Source organism: Cohnella yongneupensis (genome assembly GCF_042655785.1).
In the GTDB taxonomy this organism is placed as follows: Bacteria; Bacillota; Bacilli; order Paenibacillales; family Paenibacillaceae; genus Cohnella; species Cohnella yongneupensis.
In genome coordinates, this window is the sequence record NZ_JBHSNC010000006.1 from 46,635 (window position 1) to 57,797 (window position 11,163).

Genomic DNA, 11,163 nt, shown 5'->3' on the forward strand with positions numbered 1-11,163 from the left:
AAAGGAGAACGTGACGGTGGATAAGAAAAACTATTACGTGTCGGTCCATTCCAAATCGATTATGTACCATCAAGGCGATGCCGCTTATGAATTCGAAATCGTCGCTTCCGAGGAAGACGCGGATAAACTGAAGAATTTGTTCGAGGATTTGGAGCAATCCGATGAATCGGCCTTTTTCCGAGCCCATCATCCCGGAATTCCTTACCATCATGACGAAGAGAACGACAGATACGACAGTGTTCTAAAGGAGATCTACGGGTTGATTCACGATTTGGGCACGGATCAAACGAAAAGTCATATCGAATCGATGAATTTGCAAATGGGCGCAGCGCACGAGTGAAGATAGCAGGTGCAACCTGATCCTCAACTGAATAAACCTATCGGAGAGGATATACGCGGATGAAAAAGTTCATTGTAACGGTGTTAGCGATGCTTCTGGTCGTTCAGACGCAAGCGGTTGGAGCGGCAGGCAACAGAATGACATCCAGGCCTGCTAATCCTTCGTTGCTGAATTCGCTTCGCCAAGGCGGTTATATTCTGTATGTCAAACATGGAGAAGCAACGGTGGGTGCAGATCAGCCGAACCTGGTCTTGGGCGATTGCGCGACTCAAAGAAATCTTTCCGAGGAGGGAAAGGAGCTTTCGTTGCTTTTCGGGAAGTCACTCAGGAGCTTGCGAATTCCCGTGCAAACTCCGGTGCAAGCGAGTCCCTTATGTAGATCAAGGGAATCGGCAGCGTTAGCATTTGGCGCGGACAACGTACAAGCGGATCCGGCTTGGTTCGATGTTTACCGTCTGAGTAGCGATATAACACCTGATGAAAAAGAACGGATACTAGTCGGATTGAAAGCCATGCTGGAAAAAGTTCCTTCTCCGAGGCTCAATCAAGTTGTCGTCGCCCACGGTTTTCCTCAAGGACTCGCATTGGGCGAGATGTCTGACTTAGACACTGTTATCGTCAGGCCGAAGGGGCAGGGTCAAGGTTATGAAATTATTGACAAGCTTACTTTGGCCGATTGGAAGAAGTTGCGATGAACTTCGACATCCGCGAAAAAAGACCGATAATCCCCTTAAGCGGGAATGTCGGTCTAATTTATTTACTCGGTTTTAGATGGGTGATTCTCAAACGGCGAATAAGGCTCTCCTTGGGCAGTCGAGCCGATCGGTTTCAGGAGCACGGCGGCGAGGGCAGGATTACCGTCGGAAAATGTCGAAATAATCATGACGTCTTCCATAAGGTGGGAGTCACGTGCTTCGAGATTTAATCGTTAACGTATCGATTATGACCGTGTTTATTTTTACGGCTAGTCACTATATCATCAATCTTCCCGAACGCCGAAGCTGGAGGTTTAGGCTTCTGTCGGGTTTTTTAAGCGGTTTGCTGGGCGCGTTGCTTATTTATTATGGTGTTAGAATTGATCAGTCGCTCGTGGATCTCCGCTATTTTCCTATTCTGATCGCGGCGGAGATGGGCGGTTTTTGGACAGCGGGTATAGCGGAAGTGGTCATTATCGCTTACCGCCTAAGCATGTCCAATATTCACATTCCGTCCATTAGCGCAATCATTACGATCGTGGTGCTTGTAATCGGCTCGGGGTATCTTGTCCGGACGCGGTTGGGAATATGGCAACGTTGGATCGCCTCGCTCTTGCTTATTAACGTGCTTTTGCACCTGACGAATATTTTGTTCAATAAAGTGCCCTTATCTATCATGCTGCAGTTTAGTGCCGTTATTGTCGTCAGCGGCTTGTTCATAGGTTATCTCTACTCTTATTGCTTGCGCGCGATCGGAATGGAGCAGGAAATTAAATCGACGGCTATCCGTCTAAAAGAAAACGAGAAACGGTACCGGACGATCGTGGAGACTTCCGACGATTTCATTTTGTCGATGAAGCCGGATGGGACGATTGCTTCCGCGAACGGATCGTTCGTCGCTCGACTAGGCTTCGTTCTGGAAGGGATCATTGGTCGAAAGCTGACCGAGCTAACGGAGATGCAACGGCAAGAAGCGTGGAACGAGGCGCTGGCTTCGGTCAATCAGACGGGTCAGTTGCGCAAATTCGAATTAGAGATGCGTATGCGGGACGAGCCGTATCGCTATTATTCCGTGACCTTGTCCTCGTCGGATGCGGACAGGAAAGCGCCGCTCTTGGCGGTCATTCACGATTGGACCGACTTGAAGCTGAAGCAGGAAGCGGAGGCGGCGAACAGCGCCAAAAGCCGGTTCCTGGCGACGATGAGTCATGAGATTCGTACCCCGATGAACGCCATCATCGGACTGAACGAGCTACTCGGGAGGACGGCTTAATCAAGTGCTCCTAAATCTTGCGAACAACGCGCTAAAATTCACCGAAGCGGGAGAGGTGCGTATTGCCGTGACGGCGGCAAGCCGAACGGACAAAGCTGCTTCATTGCTCTTTGAGGTGAGCGATACCGGTATTGGGATGACCGAGGCGCAACGCTCGCGTCTGTTCCAGCCGTTCAGCCAAGCAGACTATTCCACCACCCGTAAATTCGGGGGAACGGGGCTCGGTCTCGCGATCAGTCAAAGCCTTGTCGAGCTTATGGGAGGCGAAATCGAGGCTGTTAGCGAATCGGGACACGGGAGCACGTTTTCTTTTACCCTTGCATTCGAGCATTCAACGTTGACGGCACTAGATTCGAATGAAGCGGCGGCTACGGCGGAGCGGACGGATAGCGAGGAGAGTCAGAATAATAAAGTTGACGCGTTTGATGGATTTCGTTTGCTCTTGGTCGAGGACAATGAGATCAATCAGATTGTCGCGCATGAAATTTTGCAGAGCAGCGGTATGTGGGTCGACATCGCGGAGAACGGGCAGATTGCATTGGATAAGGTACGGCTTAACCGATATGACGCGATTTTGATGGATTTGCAAATGCCCGTCATGGACGGTTTCGAGGCAACGAAACAGATCCGCGGGTTGCCGGGCGGAGACCGCATTCCGATTATCGCCATGACCGCCGACGCGATGGACGGCGTTAAGAAAGAAGTGTTGGCAGCAGGGATGCAAACCTACGTAGCGAAACCGTTCGAGCCTTCTCAGCTGTTCAGGATATTAAGCAGCTTGAGGGATGTCTAGCGTCCAGTCAGGTACCTTAGAGAAAAGGACGCAACGCAGCAAGGAGTGCATCAGCCGATGCATACCTGTTTTTCTTGTCTTCGTCAAAGGGGTTTAATAGAACAGACCTAAGTTGGCTATCGCGAAATTCCGCCTTATGAATATCCGGTAGCGTCCCGTTCATGAGGAAAGCGCACATTTTGCACACATCCTGCAGCTCTTTGAACATGACATCGGGACTTACGATCTTTTTGGCAATGTTGAAATCGACTAATTTGACCGTCTCGGGCTTATTGTGATGAATCATTACATTCTTAGGCTTCACATCATCATGGATATACCCCGTTTTGTGAAGTTGTCTTAGACCCTTGAGGATGTTGATCGTAATCGCTACGCTCAAGGCCTGATCCAGCTTATTCTTATTAGTATTATGAAAGCTTTTGCCCAAATTCGACCCTTTGATGTACTCGGAGACCAAATAGCCATCTTCCCCGATTTCGAAATAGTCATAATAGCGCGGCAAAAACTCGCAGGACTGGTAACTCTGCATAATCCTCGCTTCGTGTTTGGCCGCATCGCGGTCATCGCTCACTTTAATGGCCAGCTTGCGTCCTTGCGGATCAAAAGCTTTATAGACCTTGGCAAAGGATCCTTTCCCGATCACGTCACCGACGTAATAATTCCCCCACTTGGTTCGCATCATAGTCACCCCAGTACTAGCGAAATGAATGGCTGAATTATAGTATTCAAGCCTGGCGATATGGTTTGGACAATCGGGAGCCATGGGAGAAGAGGAATGAGCAGGAACACAATAAAGGCTGGGATCCCTTTGGAGGGCTCCAGCCTTTATTATGTGGAACTCTTATTAAAGTTTTAACGATACACAGAACTCAATCAACATGGTAACAGATGATAAAGAAACAGTCTATATCTTTAGCCGCATTTGCTATACAGTTGTGTTGCTGGCCGGCAAATCCCTATGAAATGGAGCATTGCCTAATGAAATTTGAAGCTCATCTGACCTCTGAACAATTACAGAATTATGTTGCCAAAGTGTTTGGCGCCGGTTATCGCGTTGAAGGAATCGCAAGACTTCACGGCGGCGCGCAAAAAGTCGTATACAAAATCGACTGCACCAATGGATTCTCTTGCGTTCTATACGTTTGGGATCTGAGCCAAAATTATTTCAAGGAAGATATTCTAAATGAGCCCGCATTTCAGCAATCGTATGGCGGGGGTTTATTCGCAATGAATAATCGTTATCTTAGGCAACGAGGAATTCGAACGCCGGAGCTATACGATATGAATAGGGATAGAGACTGGCACGCTTTTGACTACGCGCTCGTCGAATACGTACATGGACAAAAAGCTCAAGCTTATTTTCAAGAGGAAACCACGGTCCGGCATGAGTTGTTCCAACGAGTTGGGGATATGTTATCTGAAATGCATGCTATCGAAAGAGATGTCTATGGTGCCGCGGATTATAGCGGAAGTAACGATAAACCATGTTATGAGCTGCAGAGAGAACATGCAAAAATGTCCTTAGAATATGCTTCCCGGCACATGGTAAGCGTAAGAGACAATTACAGCCGTTTACTCGATAAGTTAGATGAATTGGAAGCTGCAATCCAACCAAGAAGCCATTACGGCCTGATACATGGAGAGCTGGGCCCAGATCATATCTTGGTGGATGATCAGCTTCAGCCCTACCTAATCGATATTGAGGGAGCAGGCTACTTCGATATTGAGCATGAGCATAGTTTCTTGGGAATCCGGTTCGGGGAGTATTACCGTTATTTAGAAAATAACAATCTCGATACTAACCGGATGGCATTTTATCGCTATTGCCATCATTTATCGTTGACTTCGGGCGGATTAAAGCTGCTTCACAGGAACTTTCCGGACCAGTCGTTTGCAAAGGGGCTCGCGGATTATCATTCCCGATGCGCGTTTGAATGGAAAGCGTGATTTTTTATGCCCCGTGGATTTAAACCGCATAATCCATTAGAATCTAACAATCAGCGGTTAAGGGGATTTTCAATATGCAGTCGAATCAAGCCGGGTTTATGTCCAAAGCCATGAACCTGTTTCGAGTCCAAGGGTTTCCGGCTCTTATTTTCGTTAATATCCTGTTAGGCATTTCTTTTTCTTTCGTGCTGCCGTTCACCTCTCTGTTCGGCATTGATGAAGTCGAAATGACGAATACGAGCTTCGGCGTGTTTATGACCGTGTCTACCATTGCCAATGTCATCGTCTCCACCTATGTCGGCAAAATTTCAGACGGTAACTTCAGCAGAAGAACGGTCATCCTCATCTGTACGGTTTCGGCTGCAATCGGTTATACCGGGTATGCGTTCGTGCGCGACTACTATGCTCTGCTGGCCATCTCGTCAATCGTACTCGGTGTTGCTTCATCCTCATTCGGGCAAGTATTCGCCTATGCGCGAGTCGCGTTGTCCCGATCCGGGTTATCCGAGCAAGATACGCCGTTCTACATGAATTTGTTTAGAATGTTTTTCGCTCTATCGTGGACGGTGGGGCCGGCGATCGGTTCGTTTATCTTAATCAAGCATGGTTTTAAAGGGTTGTTTCTCAGCGCGGTAATTATGTACGTCTTGGTTATTGCCGCTGTTCTGCTCTTCATGAAGAACGACGAGGAGGAACGGCAGAGCCGGCAGCCTAAAGCCGTTCTAGCACCGCCCGTCCCTTTGGGCAAGCTCATCCTGCGGCCGCACATCTTCGTGAATCTAGTCGCATTCACATTCGTAGCCGCGGCTACAACGATCGGCAGCTTGAATATGTCCCAATTCCTGACCAAGGTCATGCATAGCGGAGAAGGGCAGATCGGAATCGCGTTCAGCATTCCTCCCGTCTTTGAAATTCCGTTCATGCTTATGTTCGGGATCATTGCTACGAAGATTGATAACCGAATTCTCATTCGTCTTGGCGTTCTCTTCGGTTTTCTTTACTTCGCATTGTTGTATCTGTCGACTAACGAATGGGAAATTTATTTGATCCAAATATTAAGCGCCGCAATGGTCTCCATTACGCAAGGCATTGCGCTTACCTATTTCCAGAACTTTATTCCCGATATGCCCGGAACAGCCACGACGCTCTATATGAACACCGGGAAAGTAGGCTCCATGATCGCTTTCCTGATTTTCGGTTTCACCGCGGAATTGTACGGTTATCGCTCCGTTTATCTCGTCTGCACCGTGTTGGTCGCCATCTCGTTGGTATTGCTGTGGGTTGTCGGGAAACGCGAGGTTCGGGAGGCGGCATCTTGAGCTGCTAAGGGTTTAGAACGCTTCGAAAAAGATACTTGATAGTCTATAAAGTTCGAAAACATCGCCACTGGGGTCATACCCTTCGGCGATGTTTTTATGTTCTTACATAAATCAATAGATGTAAAATAGAGGGAAAAATAAAAGGATTTAAGTAATCGAGGTGGTTACCGGACGGATTAACCTTCGTTATGGGATTCAGGCTAATATAGTGAGCGAATAAGTTAACAGGACCTTCCGGAAGATGGTCGGAGTTGCCGGATCGGGTATTACTCTTTACTGCGGGTTTCCAAAGCTTCGGACTGCTCCCCTTGTTCCCCATAAATAATTCTCCTTTATATGCCTTTCCATTAAGCTATTCGGCATACAGGTGAATGTCACAGGGTCCGACTTTGAAATTTGCGTTCGACACTTTATTCGCTCATATAGTTAAAGTTACCGAAGCATAATTTAAGAACGCCTCATTCTTCCGGCGCTTTCATCTGTTATACACTGAGAGTAGCCGATCTACATACTGGGGATGCCTCCCGTATATAAAACTATCGGGGAGGACATCCATATGAGGAATAAGTTTGTTAAATTACTGTTGCCCGCAACGATAATGCTGACCGTATTGAGCGGATGCACGTCTTCCGACGCGTCTTCTGGTTCGCCATCTGCCACACCATCCAGTGCATCATCTGCCACACCATCCAGTTCACCATCCAGTTCACCATCCGGTTCGCCTTCCAACGCGCCATCTGCTTCACCGGCCAATGCGCCTTCCGCTTCACCAGCCAGTTCACTCCCGAATGCGGACGTGTCCTCGGGCAATCCGATTTACACGAGTATTTTCACCGCCGATCCATCCGCGCACGTGTGGGATGACGGACGAATTTACGTGTATCCTTCGCACGATATTTTCCCTTCCAGGGGCAGCGATCTGATGGATAAATATCACGTCTTCTCGTCGGACAACATGGTCGACTGGGTGGACGAAGGCGAAATCCTAGGTGCTGACGACGTGTCATGGGGGCGGCCGGAGGGCGGCTTCATGTGGGCTCCCGACGCAGCCTATAAGGATGGCAAATATTATTTCTATTTTCCGCATCCTAGCGATTCGAATTGGAACAATTCATGGAAAATCGGAGTGGCTACAAGCAATAAGCCCGCGGCGGATTTCAAAGTCCAAGGTTATATCGAAGGGCTACCCGGCGACAGTCTGATCGATCCGAGCGTGTTCCGCGACGATGACGGTTCCTATTATCTCTATGCCGGCGGCGGAGGGAAAAGCTTCGGCGTCAAGCTGAAGGACGACATGATGTCGCTCGACGGACCACCCAAGCGCTTCGCCGAGCTGGCGGACTTCCACGAAGCTAGCTGGGTATTCAAGCGGGAAGGCCTCTATTATATGATGTACGCCGACAATCATAACGGGGGCAACCAGATGCGGTATGCTACCAGCGACAACCCGCTTGGACCTTGGACCAACCGCGGTGTCCTCCTGGATCCGGTGAAGAATAGCGGCACATCGCACGGATCTATTGTTCAATACAAAGGCAATTGGTACTTGTTTTACCATAACGCCGAGATTTCTTCTAACGGTACGCTGCGTTCCGTCTGCGTGGACCAAGTTTTCTTCAATGAGGACGGTACAATCCAGAAGGTTAAGCAGACAACCGAGGGCGTTCCGGCGGTCGGGCCGAGCTCCAAGGCCACGGAGGTCAAGTATCGCGACTTGGTCGGCGGGACCTTCGACGAATACACCGCGAAGACGGAATATCCCGTGAGCGACAAACACGTCACCATCGGGGGCGGGGCAAGCAAATCGGATACGAGTATTGAGAACATGCACGTCGAAAGTTCCTACATTGAGCTTAGCGGCATTAACGGCGGAGCGGGCGGCAAGGCGCTGCTTACGGTAGTGTACGCTTCCGCCGACGGCGGAGCGGCCTTCAAGGTAGACGCCAGCGGCGATACCGCGGGGGAAGGCTACTTCCTTTCGCTGCCCGGCACCGGAGGTTGGGGCAACTATACCGGTCAAGCAAGCCGATTAATCGATCTGAAACCGGGTACGGATAACGTCATTAGGCTAAACGGTGGCATGGGCGGCGCTAATGTTTCCCTTGTATCCGTGTCTTTAGTTCCTTAACTCTTACACCGTGTGGCACCCCTATTGGGCAATGTCATTAAGTTAAAGCAAATGCCCAAAAGCTATCCTCCTTTAGTTGGGCAAGTCTTGACGAAATGTATCGCCACTTCTCCCAAAACATCGACAGCTCGCGCCGCCCAGCCTCGTTAAGGCTGTAAAACTTCCTTGGCGGTCCGATTTCGGACGGTTTTTTCTCTATGTCGACGAGGTTGTTTTTTTCTAGCCGTACCAAGATGGTGTACACCGTTCCCTCGACAACATCTTCAAATCCGAGTGCTAAGGGGATAAGAAAGACAGCGGAAAGTTTAAAATTGCCTTACTACAGAACAAGTTAACTATGAGGTATGCTAGTATTGATTTGCGCGTTTACATTTTTATCCATACTCGATGCCGGGAGGTGGTTGCAACAGCTTCGCTGTCTGGTGGCTAAGCAGAAGCAATGGTAAGCAAGCAAAGGCTTACCGGGATGCAACCTTAATTCAGGTATCGAGGAGGCAAGTTAATGAGAAGAAGGCTTTCGAGTCTGTTCCTGTCAGGAACCATGCTATTGTCCGTTCTAGTGGGATTTACGTCCTCTTCTTCGGCCGCGGATCCCGTCGTCATGTCCGGAAACCCCATTATTACGAGTATGTTCACCGCCGATCCTTCCGCGCACGTGTGGAGCGACGGACGAATTTACGTGTACGCGTCTCACGATATTTTTCCATCTAGAGGTAGCGATCTAATGGATAAATATCACGTCTTCTCGTCGGATAACATGGTGGACTGGGTGGACGAAGGGGAGATTTTACGTGCCAGCCAAGTGTCGTGGGGGCGGCCGGAGGGCGGCTTCATGTGGGCGCCGGACGCAGCTTACAAGAACGGAACTTATTACTTCTTCTTCCCTCATCCAAGCGACACGAATTGGAATAACTCCTGGAAGATCGGTGTAGCTACGAGCACTAAGCCGGATGCGGATTTTACCGTTCAAGGCTATATCGGGGGACTGCCCGGCACCAATATGATCGATCCTAGCGTGTTCCGCGATGATGATGGAAGTTATTATCTGTATGCCGGCGGCGGAGCAGTTAGTTATGGCGTTAAGCTAGGCGCCGACATGATGTCGATTAGCGGAACGATCAAGCAATTCACCGAGCTGCAGGACTACCACGAGGCGCCTTGGGTGTTCAAGAAGGGAAGCCTATATTACATGATGTATGCCGACGGTAACCCGGGCGCCAACCGGCTGCGATACGCAACAAGCAGCAATCCGCTCGGACCATGGACGAACCGCGGAATCGTTCTGGATCCGGTAGCGAACAGCGAGACCACGCACGGATCTATCGTGGAATATAAGGGGAGCTGGTATTTGTTCTACCACAACGCCAAGGTGTCATCCAACGGTACGCTGCGTTCCACCAACGTCGATAAGTTGACCTTCAATGCGGACGGAACCATCCAGAAAGTTATTCAGACGACCGACGGCGTCCCGAACGTCGGGCCTCCTTCCCAAGCTACGGAGGTCAAGTACTACGATTTAATTAACAATAACTATAGCCAGTACACTCAGAAAACGGATTATGCCATGACCGCCAGCAACGTAACCATCGGGGGAGGGGCTACCCGATCGGGAGCGAATATCGAGAATATGCATATCCAAGGCTCCTATATCCAGTTGACCGGCATCAACGGCGGCACGGGCGGCAAGGCGCTCCTTACCGTGCAATACGCTACCCCCGATAACGGAGTAGCTTTCAAGGCAGATGCTAGCGGGGATACGACCGGAGACGGTTATTATGTTCCTCTGCCTAGCACGGGAGGCTGGGGTAACTATACCGGTCAAGCGAAGCGCCTCGTCAATTTGAACGTGGGCACGAATAACGTTATTAAGCTGAACGGCGGCACGGGCGGCGCCAACGTATCCAAAGTCAGCGTGTCGTTAATACCTACCACGGGCCAGGAGACGACCTATCCCGTAACCGGAAGCAATGTGACCGTCGGGGGCGGGGCGACCAAATCGAGCACAAGCATCGAGAACATGCATATCTCGGGTGCATACTTCCAGGTGACCGGTGTGAACGGAGGAGTGGGCGGCCAAGCGCAAGTGACCGTCATCTACGGTTCCGCGGACAGCCAAGCGACCTTCGGCATAGTCGCTGGCAGCAACACGTATTCTCTAACGCTGCCCGGTACGGGCGGCTGGAGCACGTATACCGGCAGCGTCAGCCGTCTCGTCACGCTGGGCGCGGGCACGAACAACACCATTAAGTTCACCGGCGGTATGGGCGGAGCGAATGTTACGAAAGTCATTGTTAAGTTGAATCCGTAGAAAAAAGGCCGGAACTCCTCGTCTAGGAGTTCCGGCCTTCTTCGTGATGGGCAACTCAGAATAGGGTAGGAATCGGAGGGCAAGCCACGGCATCGACTAATCTGGGGTCGAAGCCATAGAACACCCAAGTTACCCCGTTCCATCTAAAGCCCGCAACGCCAAAGCTCTGAAGATAGACGGGGAAAAACCAGAAGCTTTCTCCGTTGCGAAGCCACACGTAAGAATCTTTATTGATGCAGTCAATCATATACGAGACGCTAGGCTTCGGCGGAATATAAGCAGGCGGAGGAGCGGGAGGCACTCTCATGTATCCATTAGCCCTTGCCCGGGGCATATTCATCGATGGCTTTCACTCCTTCA

The 11,163-nt window shown here is 50.1% G+C and carries 11 protein-coding genes and 1 pseudogene; 8 read left to right on the forward strand and 4 right to left on the reverse strand.

Translation table 11 applies throughout. The features are described 5' to 3' along the window. Positions 1 to 16: 16 nt before the first annotated feature. The 4 genes from ACFPQ4_RS01790 (at position 17) to ACFPQ4_RS01805 (ending at position 3,101) form a co-directional block, all read left to right on the forward strand. Entirely contained in the window at positions 17 to 340 is a 324-nt protein-coding gene (locus ACFPQ4_RS01790; RefSeq protein ID WP_378110011.1) for a hypothetical protein, read from the forward strand. 59 nt (positions 341 to 399) lie between these two features. Continuing rightward, positions 400 to 1,035 carry a histidine phosphatase family protein gene (locus ACFPQ4_RS01795; RefSeq protein ID WP_378110012.1) on the forward strand — a complete coding sequence of 212 codons (636 nt, stop codon included), beginning with the start codon at positions 400 to 402 and terminating at the stop codon, positions 1,033 to 1,035. Positions 1,036 to 1,249: 214 nt separating this feature from the next. Next, on the forward strand, positions 1,250 to 2,308 hold the full coding sequence (locus ACFPQ4_RS01800; protein WP_378110013.1) for a PAS domain S-box protein: 1,059 nt from the start codon (positions 1,250 to 1,252) through the stop codon (positions 2,306 to 2,308). Between the two features lie 4 nt (positions 2,309 to 2,312). Then, positions 2,313 to 3,101 (forward strand): ATP-binding protein, encoded by a 789-nt coding sequence (locus tag ACFPQ4_RS01805; RefSeq protein ID WP_378110014.1) that lies wholly within the window; start codon positions 2,313 to 2,315, stop codon positions 3,099 to 3,101. Between the two features lie 16 nt (positions 3,102 to 3,117). On the opposite strand, the gene ACFPQ4_RS01810 is transcribed toward ACFPQ4_RS01805, so the two are convergent. Further along, positions 3,118 to 3,780 carry a protein kinase family protein gene (locus ACFPQ4_RS01810; protein WP_378110015.1) on the reverse strand — a complete coding sequence of 221 codons (663 nt, stop codon included), beginning with the start codon at positions 3,778 to 3,780 and terminating at the stop codon, positions 3,118 to 3,120. Positions 3,781 to 4,079: 299 nt separating this feature from the next. On the opposite strand from ACFPQ4_RS01810, the gene ACFPQ4_RS01815 reads away from it, so the two are divergent. Both ACFPQ4_RS01815 and ACFPQ4_RS01820 read left to right on the forward strand, forming a co-directional pair. Further along, positions 4,080 to 5,048: a phosphotransferase family protein gene (locus ACFPQ4_RS01815; RefSeq protein ID WP_378110016.1), complete on the forward strand. Its 969-nt coding sequence runs from the start codon at positions 4,080 to 4,082 to the stop codon at positions 5,046 to 5,048. A gap of 74 nt (positions 5,049 to 5,122) precedes the next feature. Continuing rightward, entirely contained in the window at positions 5,123 to 6,367 is a 1,245-nt protein-coding gene (locus ACFPQ4_RS01820) for a sugar efflux transporter (protein ID WP_378110017.1), read from the forward strand. A gap of 504 nt (positions 6,368 to 6,871) precedes the next feature. Here the strand turns inward: ACFPQ4_RS01820 and ACFPQ4_RS01825 are convergent. Then, positions 6,872 to 7,120, reverse strand: a complete 249-nt coding sequence (locus tag ACFPQ4_RS01825) for a hypothetical protein (protein ID WP_378110018.1) — start codon at positions 7,118 to 7,120, stop codon at positions 6,872 to 6,874. Positions 7,121 to 7,163: 43 nt separating this feature from the next. On the opposite strand from ACFPQ4_RS01825, the gene ACFPQ4_RS01830 reads away from it, so the two are divergent. After that, on the forward strand, positions 7,164 to 8,495 hold the full coding sequence (locus ACFPQ4_RS01830) for a family 43 glycosylhydrolase (protein WP_378110019.1): 1,332 nt from the start codon (positions 7,164 to 7,166) through the stop codon (positions 8,493 to 8,495). A 37-nt stretch (positions 8,496 to 8,532) separates the two neighbouring features. Here ACFPQ4_RS01830 and ACFPQ4_RS01835 read toward each other — a convergent pair. After that, positions 8,533 to 8,769 (reverse strand): annotated as a pseudogene (locus tag ACFPQ4_RS01835) (PadR family transcriptional regulator); the annotation flags it as partial. A gap of 228 nt (positions 8,770 to 8,997) precedes the next feature. On the opposite strand from ACFPQ4_RS01835, the gene ACFPQ4_RS01840 reads away from it, so the two are divergent. Next, complete coding sequence (locus ACFPQ4_RS01840) at positions 8,998 to 10,803, forward strand: family 43 glycosylhydrolase (RefSeq protein ID WP_378110020.1); 1,806 nt, start codon at positions 8,998 to 9,000, stop codon at positions 10,801 to 10,803. Between the two features lie 55 nt (positions 10,804 to 10,858). On the opposite strand, the gene ACFPQ4_RS01845 is transcribed toward ACFPQ4_RS01840, so the two are convergent. Beyond that, a complete protein-coding gene (locus tag ACFPQ4_RS01845; protein ID WP_378110021.1) occupies positions 10,859 to 11,143 on the reverse strand; it encodes a transporter in 285 nt (94 codons plus the stop codon). Between the last annotated feature and the right edge of the window lie 20 nt (positions 11,144 to 11,163).

Bases quoted from the DNA above. Each gene is read 5' to 3' on its own strand.
- ACFPQ4_RS01795 (WP_378110012.1), top strand. From the start codon at position 400: ATGAAAAAGTTCATTGTAACGGTGTTAGCGATGCTTCTGGTCGTTCAG.
- ACFPQ4_RS01810 (WP_378110015.1), bottom strand. From the start codon at position 3,780: ATGCGAACCAAGTGGGGGAATTATTACGTCGGTGACGTGATCGGGAAA.
- ACFPQ4_RS01815 (WP_378110016.1), top strand. From the start codon at position 4,080: ATGAAATTTGAAGCTCATCTGACCTCTGAACAATTACAGAATTATGTT.
- ACFPQ4_RS01820 (WP_378110017.1), top strand. From the start codon at position 5,123: ATGCAGTCGAATCAAGCCGGGTTTATGTCCAAAGCCATGAACCTGTTT.
- ACFPQ4_RS01840 (WP_378110020.1), top strand. From the start codon at position 8,998: ATGAGAAGAAGGCTTTCGAGTCTGTTCCTGTCAGGAACCATGCTATTG.
- ACFPQ4_RS01845 (WP_378110021.1), bottom strand. From the start codon at position 11,143: ATGAATATGCCCCGGGCAAGGGCTAATGGATACATGAGAGTGCCTCCC.